Source organism: Klebsiella terrigena (genome assembly GCF_006539725.1).
Lineage (GTDB): Bacteria > Pseudomonadota > Gammaproteobacteria > Enterobacterales > Enterobacteriaceae > Klebsiella > Klebsiella terrigena.
The window spans coordinates 66,919-83,786 of sequence record NZ_BJNO01000009.1 but is presented as its reverse complement, the minus strand read 5'-3'; the positions used below and the strand labels follow the sequence as shown (position 1 = coordinate 83,786).

Here is a 16,868-nt window from a genome sequence, read left to right as displayed (position 1 = left end):
CCCGCTCAGGGGAGAGGGCATTTATCTTAAACTTCATTAAGTTGTGAAGCGCGTCATCTCATTTCCTTGACGCTCTTTTTGGCGCATGTTAACCAAATGTTTTGCTTTTTTTTGGCCCGTCATCAAAAGGAAAACTCATGCTTAACACCCTGCGCTATGGAGTGCTTACCAGCGGATTAATTCTCAGCGGCCTGGCCTGCGCCGCCCCGGCGGGCGATCTGCCGCTTATGCCCTGGCCGGCTCACGTCGAGCGTCCACAGGCGCAGGGCGCGCTGGTGCTGAATAATCAGCTGACGCTCAACGTCAGCGGCGACGATTTGGGGGATGCCGCCAGCCGCTGGCGCGAGCGCATCGCCCGTCAGACCGGCTGGACGCTGCAGCCGCAGCTGGCGCCGGCGAAAGCGCCGACGATTAACGTGGTGATTGCCAAAAAGGTCCCGGCCATTCCGCGCCCCGACAGCGATGAAAGCTACCAGCTGAAGGTGAGCGCCGAGGGCGTGACCCTCAGGGCGAATACCCGCTTCGGCGCGCTGCGCGGGATGGAAACCCTGCTCCAGCTGATCCAGAACGGCGCGGAGAATACCGCCATTCCTTACGTTACGATCGACGATGCGCCGCGCTTCCCGTGGCGCGGGCTGCTGCTCGACTCCGCGCGCCACTTTATGCCGCTGGACGCCATCAAGCGGCAAATTGACGGCATGGCGGCCGCCAAGCTCAACGTCTTCCACTGGCACCTGACCGACGATCAGGGCTGGCGCTTTGCCTCCACGCGCTATCCGAAGCTGCAGCAGCAGGCCAGCGACGGGCTGTTCTACACCCAGGCGCAGATGAAAGAGATCGTGCGCTACGCGACGGATCGCGGCATCCGCGTGGTGCCGGAAATTGACATGCCCGGGCACGCCTCGGCCATTGCGGTGGCCTACCCGGAGCTGATGAGCGCGCCGGGACCCTATCAAATGGAGCGCCACTGGGGCGTGCTTAAGCCGGTGCTTGACCCGACCAAAGAGGCCACGTACGCCTTTGCCGAAGCGATGATCGGCGAGCTGGCGGCGATCTTCCCCGACCCTTATCTGCATATTGGCGGGGATGAGGTTGACGACAGCCAGTGGCAGGCGAATCCGGCGATCCAGAAGTTTATGCGCGGCAAGGGGCTGGCGGACAGCCACGCGCTGCAGGCGTACTTCAACCGCCGGCTGGAGACGATCCTCGAAAAGTACCATCGCCAGATGGTGGGCTGGGACGAAATCTATCACCCCGATCTGCCGAAAAGCATTTTGATCCAGTCGTGGCAGGGGCAGGACGCGCTGGGGGAGGTGGCGAAGCACGGCTATCGCGGGATCCTCTCTACCGGATTTTATCTCGATCAGCCGCAGTACACCGCCTATCACTACCGCAATGAAGTCGTCCCGCAGGGCCTGAACGGCGTCGACACCATCACCGATAACGACAGCGCCCAAAGCTGGAGCTTCGTGATGCCGCGGCTGAAGGGGAGCGCGGTGGAGGGCAGCTTCACGCTGATAAAAGGCGACAGCGGCTGGCGCGGGTTTATTGATTTTAAAGGCAAATCACGTCGGGCGGTGCAGGATATCGCGTGGCTGAACGATAACCAGATAACCTTCAGCGTCGATACCTGGATGGGGGAAACCCGGCCGGTGCTCACCGTCAACGACGATAGGCTTGGCGGCTACTTCCTGCTGGGCAACGCCCGCTATCCGGTGAGCGGGCAGCGGCTGGACGAGGTGCCGGAGGGGATCCAGCCGGTGGTTCCCGATGCCGAACAGCAGAAGAACCTGCTCGGCGGCGAAGCGGCGCTGTGGGCGGAAAACGTGGCGGCGCCGGTGCTGGATATCAAGCTGTGGCCGCGGGCCTTCGCGGTCGCCGAGCGCCTGTGGTCGGCGCAGGATGTCAAAGACAGCGACAATATGTACCAGCGCCTGCAGGCCATGGACGGCTGGTCAACGGTCTCGGTCGGCCTGCAGCAGCACGGCCAGCAGCTGGTGCAGTTCACCCGGTTGGCAAACGGCGGCAGCACCCTGGCGCTGCAGATCCTCGCCCAGGCCATCGAGCCGGCGCACTATTACACGCGCCAGCACCTGAAATTCCAGGCCAATAACTATCATCAGTTTGAGCCGCTGAACCGCCTGGCCGACGCGCTGCCGCCGGAGAGCGACACCGTGCGCAGCCTTGACCGCTGGGCCGAAAGGCTGATTAGCGACGCGGAAGATAACGAAAGCGCGGACGCGCTGCGTCACGTCTTCACCCGCTGGCAAAATAATACCGCCGATGCGCTGGCGCTGACGGAAAGCAGCTATCAGCTGGCGGCGATCGGCCCGGTGGTGCAGCAGGTTGATAAGCTGGCGACGCTGGGGCTGCGGCTGACGGACCTGGTGGCCCGTCAGGGCACGCTGGATGATAAGGAGTATGCGTCGGTGCAGGCGCAGCTGGATGAGGCGGCGAAAACCCAGGATGAGCTGGTGATTGCGGCGGTCTACCCGCTGGAGAAACTGCTGCGGGCGACGAAGGTCGAGTAGGGGAGATATCACAGGCCGGCCTTAGGGCCGGCACTGTGGCAGAGGCGCTTTCCCGCTAGTCGTCCCGTATTTCCATCCGTTGGAAGATTCACGTTATGGGTCAGCGATCGAATTTCAATAGCACCGATGCGGTTGGTCACCAGGGACGAGCCGACGAGTGGAGAACCATTGGCATCCACTAACCAAAGCCAGGCTGGATTAGACATAATATAAATCCCTTAGGTATATTTATTCAATATTTACCGGATTTATTTATTTGAATTTATCAAATAAGCTGTCCTTATCTCTTCGGATTTCAGCTGCTGGCAAACATCATTGTATCGAGGTATTAAACAGCTTGCGTACCAGCTGGCTCTTTCAATTCCCGAATAAATATCCGATGCAACGCCTCCCGCAGCCTGCAGCGTGGTTGTAAATCCTTTATCGGCATGGATTGCTAACTGGCGGTGACTCTGAAATTTTAACCTTAAAAGATCGGCAGCATGCATTCAGCGTTCCCTCGATGAGCGATGTTGAATACATAATACGCAGATTGTTCGAGCAGTCTACTTAATAATAATGGAATTCCGTGCGTCAATAATTATTAATGGAATGTTTTAATTGTTTTTGTTAAAAGATAGATTAATTAATTTATTTTTAATGATATATATATATTAACGCTTCCCGGCGCTAAATGAGTTAAATCGCTTTCGCTGCGCTTAATCGCCTATTTCGGTAACGAAAGCTGACAGAAGGTCGTGAGGCTTTAGAATGGAATATGCGTTCCCTGACGGCTGCTCAACCCGCGGCCGGGAGATAACCCTCTCCGCGGCGGAGAGGGCTGAACAATCAGCGGCGAATCGCGATCGCTTCAATCTCAATCTTCACGTCTTTCGGCAGACGCGCAACTTCGACGCAGGAGCGCGCCGGGAAGGTCGCATCATGCTCGGTGAAGAACGCTTCATACGCGGCATTCACGGTGGCGAAATCGTTCAGGTCTTTAACGAATACGGTGGTTTTAACGATATCGCCCACTTTCAGGCCTGCTGCTTCAACGATAGCCTTTACGTTGTCCAGAGACTGGCGCGCCTGAGCGGCAACATCTTCCGGTACGCTGCCCGTTTTAGGATCAACCGGGATCTGGCCGGAAGTGATGATCATGCTACCCAGATCAACACCCTGAACGTACGGGCCGATAGCTGCGGGTGCATTTTCCGTCGCGATAGTTTTAGACATGAGTTCTCCTGAATAACAGCTTAATTAAGAAGTGACGCGAAATCCTTCGGGTTGCATCGACGCGGCAGGAGGCGAGTCGCCGTGGGCGCTCACGCCGCCGACAAGGAAGCAGCTTGAAGGATAGCGCGTTAAGGACCCGGCCATTATAGGGAGCCAGGTTGCCAATACCAACCTCAATTAGTTGGCCAGAACCACATTATGTGAAAACTCTTTTTCACAATATTTGCACTTCAGCGCGATGTCATGTTCACGTTTTTTCACCGCAAAACTGGAGGAAACGGGCTCGGCGTGGCTGATACAGTTGCTGTTCGGGCACACCAGCACGCTGTTAATCCGCTCCGGCAGATTAGGGCGCGACTTGCCGACCACTTCGTAATCGTCGATGCGGTTTACCGTCGCCAGCGGGGCGTACAGCGCCAGCTGGTTGACCTGCTCGTCGGTCAGGAAGGTGTTCTCGATTTTAATCAGATCCTTGCGGCCCATTTCACCTGACGGCAGATTCAGGCCGATGGTGATGCGCTGGTCGGTTTCGGTCAGCTTGAACAGCGTCAGCAGCTTAAAGCCCACCTGCGCGGGGATGTGGTCGATGACGGTGCCACGCTTAATGGCTTCTACCTGCAGTTTATTATCGTGTGTCATGGTCGTTTCCCCTTACAGAGCCAGCTCGCTATTCAGTACCAGTGCCAGTAACGCCTGGCGTGCGAAGATGCCGTTGCCGGCCTGCTGGAAGTACCAGGCGTGCGGCGTTTTATCAACATCGGTGGTGATTTCGTCAATGCGCGGCAGCGGGTGCAGCACTTTCATATTGTCGCGGGCGCCTTCCAGATCGGCGGCGCGCAGCACAAACTGCGCCTTCACGTTGGCATATTCCGACGGGTCGAGGCGCTCTTTCTGGACGCGGGTCATATAGAGAATATCGACCTCCTCCATGACCTCATCTATGGCGCTATGGACGCTCCAGGCAATCCCTTTCTCATCGAGCATATCGAGGATGTACTGCGGCATGGCCAGCGCGTCAGGCGCGATAAAGTAGAAGCGGTTGCCGTTAAATTTCGCCAGCGCCTGGGTCAGGGAGTGCACGGTACGGCCGTATTTCAGGTCGCCGACCATCGCCACGTTGAGGTTTTCCAGGCGGCCCTGGGTTTCCTGGATGGTGAACAGATCCAGCAGGGTTTGCGTCGGGTGCTGGTTAGCGCCGTCGCCGGCGTTGAGCACCGGAATGCCGCCGGAGAATTCGGTTGCCAGGCGTGAGGCGCCTTCCTGCGGATGACGCATTACGATGGCGTCAACGTAGGTGCTGATGACCGAAATGGTGTCGGCGAGGGTTTCGCCCTTTTTGCCCAGCGAGGTGTTGCTGCTGTCGGAGAAGCCTACCACGCTGGCGCCGAGGCGGTGCATCGAGGTTTCGAACGACAGACGGGTGCGGGTAGAGGCTTCAAAAAAACAGCTGGCGATAACCTTGTGCTTCAGCAGTTCCGGCTGCGGGTGCGCTTTCAGTTTTGCAGCGGTCGCCAGGACCAGTTCAAGGTCTTCGCGGCTGAGATCGTTTATGGAAATGATATGTTTTTGATATAGCGGGTTAGCCATGTTTATCTCCTGACGCCTGGGCAAAAAAAAAGCCCCTTAAATAAGGGGCTTCGAGAATTCATTGAGCAACGGAAAGAAAAACGCTACGCCAGCGCCTGTTTTCAGACGCGGTAAGACAGAATGTCGTACGCAATAGACCATGCTTCCTCCCGGCAAATCGACCGGCATTATACGCAGCTCAAATTTCGGATCAAGCGATTAGTCCACAAACAGGTAAACGTTTGCTTCAATATCGCTGCGCCAGCGCAAAAAAGCGTTAAAAAGTGGTGGTATGGCAGTCGCAAGGGGCGTATAAAAACCAGAAATGAAAAGCTGTTTTATATTTGAGGGTTATTATGATCGTCGGCAACATTCACCATCTGCAGGCCTGGCTACCGGAGCCGCTGCGTCACGCTATCGAATACGTTAAGGCTCACGTCACCGAGCAGACGCCGCTCGGTAAGCACGATATTGACGGCAACAACCTGTTTTATCTGATTTCGCAGGATACCACCGAAGCGCTCAGCGAGCGCCGCGCCGAGTATCACGCGCGCTACCTGGATATCCAGATTGTGCTGCAGGGCGAGGAGGGGATGACCTTCAGCACCCGGCCTGCCGGGACGCCGGATATCGACTGGCTGGCGGATAAAGACATCGCGTTCCTCGCCGCCGGCGAGGAGGAGAAAACCATGATCCTCCGCGCGGGAGATTTTGTGGTGTTTTATCCAGGGGAGGTGCATAAGCCGCTGTGCGCGGTGGGCTCGCCTGCCAAAGTGCGCAAAGCGGTGGTGAAGATGCTGATGGGCTAAGGGCCATCACTCCCCGGTTGCGCAGTGCTTGCCGGGGAGAGGGGGCGGTGCGGTGGCCCGGATAAGGCGCACGCGCCGCCTCCGGGAGTCTCCGCGGGTTATTTACTCAGGGTCGCGACCATCACCGCCTTGATGGTGTGCATGCGGTTTTCGGCCTGATCGAAGACGATGCTCGCCGCGGATTCAAACACCTCGTCGGTGACTTCCATCCCGCCATGCAGGCCAAACTCGGCGGCCATCTGCTGGCCAAGCGCGGTCTGATCGTCGTGGAACGCCGGCAGGCAGTGGAGGAACTTCACCTGCGGGTTGCCGGTCAGCGCCATCATGCTGCTGTTCACCTGATACTCACGCAGCTGGGCGATACGCTCGGCCCACTTCTCTTTGGCTTCACCCATAGATACCCAAACGTCGGTATAGATAAAGTCTGCGCCCTTCACGCCGGCGGCGATATCTTCGGTCAGGGTGATGTTGCCGCCGTGCTTTTGCGCCAGCGCTTTGCACTCGGCCACCAGGCTCTCTTCCGGCCAGCAGGCCGCCGGCGCGACGAGGCGCAGATCCAGCCCGGTAAGGGCCGCTGCTTCCAGCATCGAATTGCCCATGTTATTACGCGCGTCGCCGGCGTAGGCGAGGGTCATCTCGTTGAACGCTTTCCCCGGCAGGTGTTCCTGCATGGTCAGCAGATCCGCCAGCAGCTGGGTAGGGTGAAATTCGTTGGTCAGGCCGTTCCACACCGGCACGCCAGCGTATTGGGCGAGGGTTTCAACCACTTCCTGGCCGTGGCCGCGGTACTGAATACCGTCATACATCCGGCCCAGCACGCGAGCGGTATCTTTAATGGACTCTTTATGGCCGATCTGGCTGCCGCTTGGCCCGAGGTAGGTCACGCGCGCGCCCTGATCGAATGCGGCAACTTCGAAAGAGCATCGTGTGCGGGTAGAGTCTTTTTCGAAGATGAGCGCGATGTTTTTGCCGGCGAGATGCTGGATTTCAATGCTGTTTTTTTTATCGGTTTTGAGTCTGGTCGCCAGCTTGAGCAGGGCGGTGATTTCTGCAGGTGTAAAATCAAGCAACTTCAAAAAATGCTTCTGATAAAACGTCGACATGGTTCCCTCGCATGGCTTAAGCCACTTATTGAATTAAAATTCACTTTATATGTATGAATATTCATTTGCAACCCCGCCGCACAAATCTTTCGCGCAAAGGTGGAGGCAATCACGGCGGTATGTGACAATAGAAGTAACTGCCGCACATTATGAGGAACGAGCCATGGCAAACCCGGAACTACTGGAAGAACAGCGTGAAGAAACGCGTCTGATTATCGAAGAGCTGCTCGAAGACGGCAGCGATCCGGACGCGCTGTACACCATTGAGCATCATCTCTCCGCCGACGACTTCGAAACGCTGGAAAAAGTTGCGGTCGAAGCCTTCAAGCTGGGTTACGAAGTGACCGAGCCGGAAGAGCTGGAAGTCGAAGAGGGCGAAACCGTTATCTGCTGCGATATCCTGAGCGAGAGCGCGCTGAAGGTTGAGCTGATTGATGCTCAGGTTGAACAGCTGATGACGCTGGCAGAAAAGTTTGGCGTCGAGTATGACGGTTGGGGCACCTACTACGAAGACCCTAACGGTGAAGATGGCGACGAAGACGATGACGAAGATTTCGTCGATGAAGATGACGACGGCGTACGCCACTAAGCCGCTGATGGATACGGCGGTATCTGCCGCCGTATAGCAAGGAATCTCGATGGACTACCCGCAAATACTCTCCCCCGTACTCAACTTCCTGCACTGCACCACCCCGCAAGCGTGGATTGATGAAGCCCGTAAGCCGGAAAACCTGCCGCTGCTGCTCACCGATCATATGGTCTGCGAGCTGAAAGCGGCGCAGAACGCCATGCTGCTGGTGCGTAAATATGTGGCGGATAAAGAGGGCGCCGACGAGCTGCTGGCCTGCCTGAAGCCGTACGAGGACTTTACCTACCGCTGGGGCCCGGAGCCGGATTTCGTCGCGCTGCATAAGCGGATCAATAAAAGCACCATGCCGCATACGGACGACCCGTGGGGACGCCAGCTGATTGACAGCATGGTGCTGCTGATTAAAGAAGAGCTGCACCACTTTTGGCAGGTGCGCGAGATCATGCTGGCGCACGATATTCCCTACGTCAAAATGACCGCCAGCAGCTACGCCCGCGGGCTGCGCCGGGAGGTGCGGTCCCATGAGCCGGTGATGCTGATCGATAAGCTGATCTGCGGGGCCTATATCGAAGCGCGCTCCTGCGAGCGCTTTGCCGCTCTGGCGCCGTGGCTGGAGGAGAGTCTGCAGAAGTTCTACCTGTCGCTGCTGCGCTCCGAAGCGCGTCACTTCGAGGATTACCTGCGCCTGGCGCAGCAGATTGCCGGGGAAGATATCAGCGAGCGCGTGCGCCAGCTGGGGGCCGCGGAAGCTGCGCTGATCAACGCGCCGGAGGCGGAGATTCGCTTCCATAGCGGAGTGCCGGTGGCGGCCTGAAGTGGGGTTCCCGGAGCAACGGGAAGAGGGCGGGTCCCCGGTAAGCGCAGCGCGGCCGGGGAAGCGTAAACAACAAGACTAACTACAGCGTTTTAAGCATCCGCACTTCGCAATCCACGTGGCCGGTATGGCCCAGCGGTCCGTCAATATGCTCGAAACCAAGGTGCTCGTATAACCCCACAGCTTCCTTGAGGAAGGCGGTGGTTTCCAGATAGCAGCGCCTGAATCCCTGCTCGCGGGCATGATCCAGCGCGAGCAGCGCCAGCTTTTTCGCCAGCCCCTGTCCACGGGCGGAAGTCATAAAATACATCTTCTGCAGCTCGCAGATATCGGGCTCGCTGTGGGCCAGCGGCGCTACGCCGCCGCCGCCGACGACCTGACCATCCTGCTCCACCACCCAGTATGCGGAACCCGGCTGGCTATAGAGCTGGAAAAGCTCATCCAGATTAGGGTCGGCTACCGTATAGCCTTTATCGGCCGTCAGCCCATATTCGGCTGAAACCTGGCGAATAACGCCGGCGATAGCCGCATTGTCTTGCGCGGTGATCCGGCGCAGCGACACCGTGATGGTCGCGATGGTATTCATACGATTACTCATAGCAAAAATGGCAGATGATGCTGTTGTTAATAACATCGGAAAAGGGGGCAGCGCAAGCGCTGTTCAACGCGACGGACGTTTGTGCTGCAACCTGGTCGTTAGCGCGTGGGAATACGCGGTGATTGGGCCCCTTGCCCGGTCAGGCAAGGGGCTGAGGGTTACAGCGCGGCGATGACGGCCTGCTGTTCAACCAGCTTGGTTTTCGCTTCCGCGTAACCTTCCAGCTTTTCACGCTCTTTAGCAATGACCGCTTCCGGTGCGCGGGCGACAAAGCCTTCGTTGGAAAGCTTGCTTTCGATGCGGCCAATTTCCGCTTCGACTTTCGCCACTTCTTTCGCCAGACGCGCCAGCTCGGCGTCCTTGTCGATAAGGCCGGCCATCGGGATCAGCAGCTCGGCGCCGTCGATGATCTTGGTGACGGAAACCGGACCTTTATCATCGGCAGCCAGCACGGTGATGCTTTCCAGGCGCGCCAGGTTCAGCAGGAAGCTGCGGTTGTCGTTTACGCGACGAATGGCATCGTTGCTGCAGCCGCGCAGCAGAAGCTCCAGCGGTTTGCCTGGGGCAATGTTCATTTCCGCGCGAATGTTACGCACGGCGATGATGGCCTGCTTCAGCCACTCGGTATCGGAAGCCGCGGCTTCATCAACCTGGGATGCATCGTACTGCGGGAACGGCTGCAGCATGATGGTATCGGCGGTTACGCCGCAAATGACCTTCACGCGCTGCCAGATGGTTTCGGTGATAAACGGAATGATCGGGTGCGCCAGGCGCAGCAGGCCTTCCAGCACGGTGACCAGCGTATTGCGGGTGCCGCGCAGCTCGGCGTCGCTGCCGCCGTTCATTACCGGCTTGGTCAGCTCCAGATACCAGTCGCAGAACTGGTTCCAGGTGAACTCGTACAGAATGCCCGCGGCGATATCGAAGCGGAAGTTATCCAGCGCTTCGCGGTACGCTTTGATGGTCTGGTTGAATTCAGCCAGGATCCAGCGATCGGCCAGAGAGAGCTCCATGGCGCCGCCGTTGAAGCCGCAGTCCTGATCTTCGGTATTCATCAGCACGAAGCGGCTGGCGTTCCACAGCTTGTTACAGAAGTTGCGGTAGCCTTCCAGGCGCTTCATGTCCCAGTTGATGTCGCGGCCGGTTGAGGCCAGCGCCGCCAGGGTGAAGCGCAGGGCGTCGGTACCGTGCGGCTCAATGCCGTCCGGGAACTGTTTTTCGGTGCGCTTAGCGATTTTTTCCGCCAGCTGCGGCTGCATCATGTTGCCGGTACGTTTCTCCAGCAGGTCGGCCAGGGAAATACCGTCGACCATATCCAGCGGGTCAATCACGTTACCCTTGGACTTGGACATCTTCTGGCCTTCGTCATCGCGGATCAGGCCGGTCATGTAGACGGTCTTAAACGGAACCTGCGGCTTGCCGTTTTCATCTTTGATGAAGTGCATGGTCATCATGATCATGCGGGCAATCCAGAAGAAGATGATGTCGAAGCCGGATACCATCACGCTGGTGGGGTGGAACTGACGCAGCGCGTCGGTGTTTTCCGGCCAGCCGAGGGTGGAGAAGGTCCACAGCGCGGAGGAGAACCACGTATCGAGAACGTCGTCGTCCTGGCGCAGCGCGACGTCTGCGCTCAGGTTGTTTTCGCTGCGCACTTCTTCTTCTGTGCGGCCAACGTAGACGTTGCCTTCGTTGTCGTACCATGCCGGGATGCGGTGACCCCACCACAGCTGACGGGAGATACACCAGTCCTGAATATCGCGCATCCAGGAGAAATACATGTTTTCGTACTGCTTCGGCACGAACTGAATGTCGCCGTTCTCAACCGCTTCCACCGCCGGTTTTGCCAGCACGTCGGCACGAACGTACCACTGGTCGGTCAGCATCGGCTCGATAACCACGCCGCCGCGATCGCCGTACGGTACGGTCAGGTCGTGCGGTTTAACCTCTTCTAACAGGCCCAGCGCGTCGACGGCGGCAACCACCGCTCTACGCGCGGCAAAGCGTTCCAGATTCTGGAACTGGGACGGGATGGCGTTAGGGTAGGCGTCAGATTCGTTGCCTTTGGTGTCGTACACCTCCGCGGTTTCGCGGATATCGCCGTCAAAGGTCAGGATGTTGATCATCGGCAGGCCGTGACGTTTACCGACTTCGTAGTCGTTAAAGTCGTGCGCCGGGGTGATCTTCACGCAGCCGGTGCCCTTTTCCATATCGGCGTGTTCGTCGCCGACGATGGGAATGCGGCGGTCAACCAGCGGCAGAATAACGAATTTGCCGATCAGGTCTTTATAGCGCGGATCTTCCGGGTTAACGGCCACGCCGGTATCGCCGAGTACGGTTTCCGGACGGGTGGTGGCCACCACCAGGTAATCTTTACCGTCGGCGGTTTTCGCACCGTCGGCCAGCGGGTAGCGGATGTGCCACATGGAGCCTTTAGACTCGCGGTTTTCCACTTCGAGATCGGAAATCGCGGTGCGCAGCTTCGGATCCCAGTTGACCAGGCGCTTGCCGCGGTAGATCAGGTCCTCTTTGTACAGGCGGACAAAGACTTCCTTCACGGCGTTGGAGAGGCCTTCGTCCATGGTGAAGCGCTCGCGCTCCCAGTCCACGGAGTTGCCCAGGCGGCGCATCTGACGGGTAATGGTGCCGCCGGATTCCGCTTTCCACTGCCAAATTTTGTCGATAAAGGCGTCACGACCGTAATCGTGGCGGGTTTTACCCTCTTCGGCGGCAATCTTACGCTCAACCACCATCTGGGTTGCGATACCCGCGTGGTCGGTACCGGCCTGCCACAGGGTATTTTTACCCTGCATGCGCTGGTAGCGAATCATGGTATCCATGATGGTTTGCTGGAAGGCATGACCCATATGCAAACTGCCGGTGACGTTCGGCGGTGGGATCATGATGCAGAAGCTCTCCTGGCTTTCATCACCATTCGGTTTGAAATAGCCCTGCTTTTCCCAGTGCTCGTAAAGCGGCTGTTCGATATCTTGTGGGTTGTATGTCTTTTCCATTATTTCCAGGTTGCCGTGTTCAGGTTGAAACCAGCCATGCGGTACGCTTTGTAGCGTTCGCGCGCCAGTTGTTTCAAAGAGTCTTCGTAAGGGACAAAGTCTATCACTTCTGTGAAAGCGGTGGCAAAATCTGCAAAGTTTACCCGCAGACTGATCAGGATGTCCCGCGGGCTGCTGTTGCGCTTTTGCGGCCAGGCGACCTCCACCGGCGCGCCGCCTCTGGGGCCTTCTCCCGCCAGATTATGCGGAACAAAACTCTCCGGTGGCCGCGTCCACAGCGCTTCGTCGAGGCGAACCGCCTGCTGCTCATCTTCACAGGCGATCAGCACGCGCTTGCCGCTGCGCCAGCGCTCCGCGGCAATTTCACACACCAGCTGTTCGACGGCGCTCAGGCCGTCCTGCTGCGCGTCGTTGTCCAGCAGATAAAAGGTTGCGTTCTTCATATCTCTACCCGTTGTCTTTCCCGTTGCCTCTTGGTTGGCTGCCTTTGGGCACCCCCGGCCGCAGAGTGAACTATGCTGGCGGAAGTGTGCGCCGCTCTGCCGCCGCGATGCAACTCGAAATCCATAGGGTACTGAATTCTAATTGCTCGAACTTACGGGCCGGATAAGCGTCGCGCCATCCGGCCTGCAAGATTACTCTTCGCCGGTAAAGCCGGCGCGGTTGAGCAGGAACTGCGACAGCAGCGCCACCGGACGACCGGTCGCGCCTTTGGCTTTACCCGAACGCCATGCGGTGCCGGCGATATCGAGGTGCGCCCAGTTGTACTTGCGGGCGAAGCGCGACAGGAAGCAGCCGGCGGTAATGGCTCCGCCCGGACGGCCGCCGATGTTGGCCATATCCGCAAAGTTAGACTCCAGCTGATCCTGGAACTCGTCACCCAGCGGCAGACGCCACGCGCGGTCGCCCGCCAGCTCGGATGCGCCAATCAGCTCATGGGCCAGCGGATTGTGGTTCGACATCAGACCGGTGATATGGTGGCCGAGGGCAATCACGCAGGCGCCGGTCAGCGTCGCCACGTCAATCACCGCTTCCGGTTCGAAGCGCTCAACGTAGGTCAGGACGTCGCAGAGCACCAGGCGGCCTTCAGCATCGGTATTCAGCACTTCAACCGTCTGGCCGGACATGGTGGTCAGGACGTCGCCCGGGCGATAGGCGCGACCGCCGGGCATGTTTTCACAGCCCGCCAGCACGCCGATGACGTTCAGCGGCAGCTGCAGCTCGGCCACCATACGCATCACGCCGTACACCGCCGCCGCGCCGCACATGTCGTACTTCATCTCGTCCATGCCTTCGGCAGGCTTGATGGAGATACCGCCGGAGTCGAAGGTCAGGCCCTTACCGACCAGCACGATCGGGCGCGCATCTTCCGCCGGGTTGCCTTTGTACTCAATCACCGACATCAGCGATTCGTTCTGCGAGCCGTTGCCGACCGCAAGGTAGGAGTTCATTCCCAGCTCGCGCATCTGCTGCTCGCCGATCACGCGGGTGACGACGTTTTTGCTCCAGGTATCCGCCAGCTGGCGCGCCTGAGAGGCGAGATAGGCCGCGTTGCAGATATTCGGCGGCATGTTGCCGAGATCTTTTGCCGCTTTGATCCCTGAGGCGATAGCCAGACCGTGCTGGATTGCGCGCTCGCCGCTGGTCAGCTCGCGGCGGGTGGGCACGTTGAAGACCATTTTACGCAGCGGACGACGCGGTTCGCTTTTATTAGTCTTCAGCTGATCGAAGCTGTACAGCGTCTCTTTCGCGGTCTCAACGGCCTGGCGAACTTTCCAGTAGTTGTTACGCCCTTTGACGTGCAGCTCGGTGAGGAAACAGACCGCTTCCATCGACCCGGTATCATTCAGGGTATTAATGGTTTTTTGAATCACCTGCTTGTACTGGCGCTCATCCAGCTCGCGCTCTTTGCCACATCCAATCAGCAGAATGCGCTCTGACAGAATATTTGGCACATGGTGGAGCAGCAGCGTCTGGCCTGGCTTACCTTCCAGTTCACCGCGACGCAGCAGGGCGCTGATATAGCCGTCACTGATTTTATCGAGTTGTTCGGCAATGGGGGAGAGGCGACGCGGTTCGAAGACGCCGACCACGATACAGGCACTCCGCTGCTTCTCCGGGCTACCGCTTTTTACACTGAACTCCATGCACTACGCTCCTGAATCTTAAAGACAACGACGGTGGCTACGGATAGAATTGAAAGCTTTCGTAACTCATGTCCGCTGTTGTGGTGACTTCGTGTTAATCTTAACGTTATTACGGCCTTGGTTCGTCAGAAAAAAACCTGATACGCAGAACCGATGAGTCATTTAATCTTAGCGATGATTTCGACGACCAAAGAGAATAAATGACGTTTAAGCCATGAAACAAGCAATTTTCCTGCAATAAGACGGGTTTTTACGGGCGTATTTATAGTGATAATCATAAGATATCTGGTTCGTGAGACGCTGAAAAGCCAGTTGGCGATCCTATTCATCCTGCTGCTCATTTTCTTTTGTCAGAAACTGGTCAGGATCCTCGGCGCTGCGGTAGATGGCGATATCCCGACAAATCTGGTGCTCTCGCTGTTAGGGCTGGGCATTCCGGAAATGGCGCAGCTGATCCTGCCCCTGAGTCTGTTCCTCGGGCTGCTGATGACGCTGGGCAAACTCTACACCGAAAGCGAAATCACGGTGATGCACGCCTGCGGCCTGAGCAAAGCGGTGCTGGTGAAGGCGGCGATGATCCTCGCGCTGTTCACCGGCGCGGTCGCGGCGGTCAACGTGATGTGGGCGGGGCCGTGGTCGTCCCGGCATCAGGACGAAGTGCTGTCGGAAGCAAAAGCGAACCCCGGCATGGCCGCGCTGGCCCAGGGCCAGTTCCAGCAGGCCAGCGACGGTAGCGCGGTGCTGTTTATTGAAAGCGTTAACGGCAAGCGTTTCCAGGACGTATTCCTCGCGCAGCTGCGGCCGAAAGGCAACGCTCGTCCGTCGGTGGTGGTCGCCGATTCGGGCGAACTCTCGCAGCGGAAAGACGGCTCGCAGGTGGTGACCATGAATCAGGGTACCCGCTTTGAGGGCACCGCCATGCTGCGCGATTTCCGCATCACCGACTTCAAAAACTATCAGGCGATTGTCGGCCATCAGGCGGTCACCTCAGATCCCGATGATACCGAACAGATGGATATGCGCACGCTGTGGCATACCCAGACCGATCGCGCGCGCGCCGAGCTGCACTGGCGCTTCACGCTGGTGGCGACCGTCTTTATCATGGCGCTGATGGTGGTTCCGCTGAGCGTCGTCAACCCGCGTCAGGGCCGCGTGCTGTCGATGCTGCCGGCCATGCTGCTTTACCTGGTCTTCTTCCTGCTGCAAACCTCGATTAAGTCGAACGGCGGCAAAGGTAAAATGGACCCGATGATCTGGATGTGGGGCATCAACCTGCTCTATTTCGCGCTGGCGGTGCTGTTGAACCTGTGGGATACGGTGCCAATGCGTCGCTTCCGTGCCCGTTTTAACAAAGGAGCGGCGTGATGCAGGCGTTTGGCGTACTTGACCGTTATATCGGTAAGACGATTTTCAACACCATCATGATGACGCTGTTCATGCTGGTTTCGCTGTCGGGCATTATCAAGTTTGTCGATCAGCTGAAAAAGGCCGGGCAGGGCAGCTACGACGCGCTGGGCGCCGGGTTATACACCCTGCTCAGCGTGCCGAAAGACGTGCAGATATTCTTCCCGATGGCGGCGCTGCTCGGGGCGCTGCTTGGCCTCGGCGCGCTGGCACAGCGCAGCGAGCTGGTGGTGATGCAGGCCTCAGGCTTCACTCGTCTGCAGGTGGCGCTGGCGGTAATGAAAACCGCTATCCCGCTGGTTCTGCTGACGATGGCGATGGGCGAATGGGTTGCGCCGCAGGGCGAGCAGATGGCGCGTAACTACCGCGCTCAGCAGATGTACGGCGGCTCGCTGCTTTCTACTCAGCAGGGCCTGTGGGCGAAAGACGGCCACAATTTTGTCTATATAGAACGGGTTAAAGGTAACGACGAGCTGGGCGGCGTGAGCATTTACGCCTTCAACGATGCGCGTCGCCTGCAGTCAGTTCGCTACGCCGCGTCGGCGAAATTCGACAGCGAGAATAAGGTCTGGCGCCTGTCGCAGGTTGATGAGTCCAACCTCACCGACCCGAAACAGATTACCGGCTCGCAGATGGTCAGCGGCACCTGGAATACCAAGCTGACGCCGGACAAGCTGGGCGTGGTAGCGCTGGATCCCGACGCGCTGTCGATTAGCGGCCTGCACAACTACGTCACCTATCTGAAGTCCAGCGGTCAGGACCCTGGCCGCTACCAGCTCAATATGTGGAGCAAGATCTTCCAGCCGCTGTCGGTGGCGGTAATGATGCTGATGGCGCTGTCGTTTATCTTTGGTCCGCTGCGCAGCGTGGCGATGGGCGTGAGGGTGGTGACGGGGATTAGCTTCGGCTTTATCTTCTACGTGCTGGACCAGATTTTCGGCCCGCTGACCCTGGTCTACGGCATTCCGCCGATCATCGGCGCGCTGCTGCCGAGCGCCAGCTTCTTCCTGATAAGCCTCTGGCTGATGATGCGAAAAGGCTAGCGCACTTCCCCCTCTCCGCCGCGGAGAGGGGGCAT

General features: G+C 58.2%; 18 protein-coding genes and 1 pseudogene. 6 read left to right on the top strand and 13 right to left on the bottom strand.

From position 1 onward, the window contains the following. The first annotated feature begins 137 nt into the window (after positions 1-137). Entirely contained in the window at positions 138-2,531 is a 2,394-nt protein-coding gene (locus tag RTE01_RS12445; protein ID WP_141335060.1) for a beta-N-acetylhexosaminidase, read from the top strand. Between the two features lie 41 nt (positions 2,532-2,572). On the opposite strand, the pseudogene RTE01_RS26540 reads toward RTE01_RS12445, so the two are convergent. The 7 genes and pseudogenes from RTE01_RS26540 to RTE01_RS12415 all read right to left on the bottom strand — a co-directional run. After that, positions 2,573-2,737, bottom strand: a pseudogene (locus tag RTE01_RS26540) (type VI secretion system tube protein Hcp); the annotation flags it as partial. Positions 2,738-2,779: 42 nt separating this feature from the next. Beyond that, entirely contained in the window at positions 2,780-3,019 is a 240-nt protein-coding gene (locus RTE01_RS12440) for a hypothetical protein (protein WP_174824237.1), read from the bottom strand. A gap of 340 nt (positions 3,020-3,359) precedes the next feature. Next, on the bottom strand, positions 3,360-3,746 hold the full coding sequence (gene ridA / locus RTE01_RS12435; RefSeq protein WP_076946998.1) for a 2-iminobutanoate/2-iminopropanoate deaminase: 387 nt from the start codon (positions 3,744-3,746) through the stop codon (positions 3,360-3,362). A 177-nt stretch (positions 3,747-3,923) separates the two neighbouring features. Beyond that, positions 3,924-4,385 (bottom strand): aspartate carbamoyltransferase regulatory subunit, encoded by a 462-nt coding sequence (gene pyrI, locus RTE01_RS12430; RefSeq protein WP_115193710.1) that lies wholly within the window; start codon positions 4,383-4,385, stop codon positions 3,924-3,926. Positions 4,386-4,397: 12 nt separating this feature from the next. After that, the gene (gene pyrB / locus RTE01_RS12425) at positions 4,398-5,333 is read right to left on the bottom strand and encodes an aspartate carbamoyltransferase (protein WP_041143785.1); all 936 of its coding nucleotides are present in this window, start codon (positions 5,331-5,333) and stop codon (positions 4,398-4,400) included. Between the two features lie 2 nt (positions 5,334-5,335). Next, positions 5,336-5,395 (bottom strand): pyrBI operon leader peptide, encoded by a 60-nt coding sequence (locus RTE01_RS26400; protein ID WP_112150686.1) that lies wholly within the window; start codon positions 5,393-5,395, stop codon positions 5,336-5,338. Further along, complete coding sequence (locus RTE01_RS12415) at positions 5,370-5,474, bottom strand: pyrBI operon leader peptide (protein WP_080773194.1); 105 nt, start codon at positions 5,472-5,474, stop codon at positions 5,370-5,372. The genes RTE01_RS26400 and RTE01_RS12415 overlap by 26 nt, the downstream gene beginning before the upstream one ends. 194 nt (positions 5,475-5,668) lie before the next feature. Here RTE01_RS12415 and RTE01_RS12405 point away from each other — a divergent pair, with 194 nt between their 5' ends. After that, positions 5,669-6,121 carry a YhcH/YjgK/YiaL family protein gene (locus RTE01_RS12405; protein WP_134525159.1) on the top strand — a complete coding sequence of 151 codons (453 nt, stop codon included), beginning with the start codon at positions 5,669-5,671 and terminating at the stop codon, positions 6,119-6,121. A gap of 98 nt (positions 6,122-6,219) precedes the next feature. Here the strand turns inward: RTE01_RS12405 and argF are convergent, their stop codons facing one another. Further along, positions 6,220-7,224: an ornithine carbamoyltransferase gene (gene argF / locus RTE01_RS12400; protein WP_134525160.1), complete on the bottom strand. Its 1,005-nt coding sequence runs from the start codon at positions 7,222-7,224 to the stop codon at positions 6,220-6,222. Further along, positions 7,194-7,289: a putative translational regulatory protein ArgL gene (gene argL, locus RTE01_RS26595; protein ID WP_374756750.1), complete on the bottom strand. Its 96-nt coding sequence runs from the start codon at positions 7,287-7,289 to the stop codon at positions 7,194-7,196. Before argL ends, argF begins: the two co-directional genes overlap by 31 nt. 98 nt (positions 7,290-7,387) lie before the next feature. Here argL and rraB point away from each other — a divergent pair, with 98 nt between their 5' ends. Both rraB and miaE read left to right on the top strand, forming a co-directional pair. Next, the gene (rraB, locus tag RTE01_RS12395; protein ID WP_041143788.1) at positions 7,388-7,813 is read left to right on the top strand and encodes a ribonuclease E inhibitor RraB; all 426 of its coding nucleotides are present in this window, start codon (positions 7,388-7,390) and stop codon (positions 7,811-7,813) included. Positions 7,814-7,862: 49 nt separating this feature from the next. Next, the gene (miaE, locus tag RTE01_RS12390; RefSeq protein WP_041143789.1) at positions 7,863-8,627 is read left to right on the top strand and encodes a tRNA isopentenyl-2-thiomethyl-A-37 hydroxylase MiaE; all 765 of its coding nucleotides are present in this window, start codon (positions 7,863-7,865) and stop codon (positions 8,625-8,627) included. A gap of 82 nt (positions 8,628-8,709) precedes the next feature. On the opposite strand, the gene RTE01_RS12385 is transcribed toward miaE, so the two are convergent. The 4 genes from RTE01_RS12385 to pepA all read right to left on the bottom strand — a co-directional run bounded on the left by RTE01_RS12385 (position 8,710) and on the right by pepA (position 14,386). Then, complete coding sequence (locus RTE01_RS12385; protein WP_134525161.1) at positions 8,710-9,213, bottom strand: GNAT family N-acetyltransferase; 504 nt, start codon at positions 9,211-9,213, stop codon at positions 8,710-8,712. Positions 9,214-9,383: 170 nt separating this feature from the next. Then, a complete protein-coding gene (locus RTE01_RS12380) occupies positions 9,384-12,239 on the bottom strand; it encodes a valine--tRNA ligase (protein WP_134525162.1) in 2,856 nt (951 codons plus the stop codon). Then, positions 12,239-12,682: a DNA polymerase III subunit chi gene (gene holC / locus RTE01_RS12375; RefSeq protein WP_041143792.1), complete on the bottom strand. Its 444-nt coding sequence runs from the start codon at positions 12,680-12,682 to the stop codon at positions 12,239-12,241. The genes RTE01_RS12380 and holC overlap by 1 nt, the downstream gene beginning before the upstream one ends. A 192-nt stretch (positions 12,683-12,874) precedes the next feature. Then, positions 12,875-14,386: a leucyl aminopeptidase gene (pepA, locus tag RTE01_RS12370; RefSeq protein WP_041143793.1), complete on the bottom strand. Its 1,512-nt coding sequence runs from the start codon at positions 14,384-14,386 to the stop codon at positions 12,875-12,877. Between the two features lie 267 nt (positions 14,387-14,653). Between pepA and lptF the strand changes: the two genes are divergently transcribed. Both lptF and lptG read left to right on the top strand, forming a co-directional pair. Further along, entirely contained in the window at positions 14,654-15,751 is a 1,098-nt protein-coding gene (gene lptF / locus RTE01_RS12365) for an LPS export ABC transporter permease LptF (protein ID WP_041143794.1), read from the top strand. Beyond that, complete coding sequence (lptG, locus tag RTE01_RS12360) at positions 15,751-16,833, top strand: LPS export ABC transporter permease LptG (RefSeq protein ID WP_041143795.1); 1,083 nt, start codon at positions 15,751-15,753, stop codon at positions 16,831-16,833. Before lptF ends, lptG begins: the two co-directional genes overlap by 1 nt. Positions 16,834-16,868 lie beyond the last annotated feature (35 nt).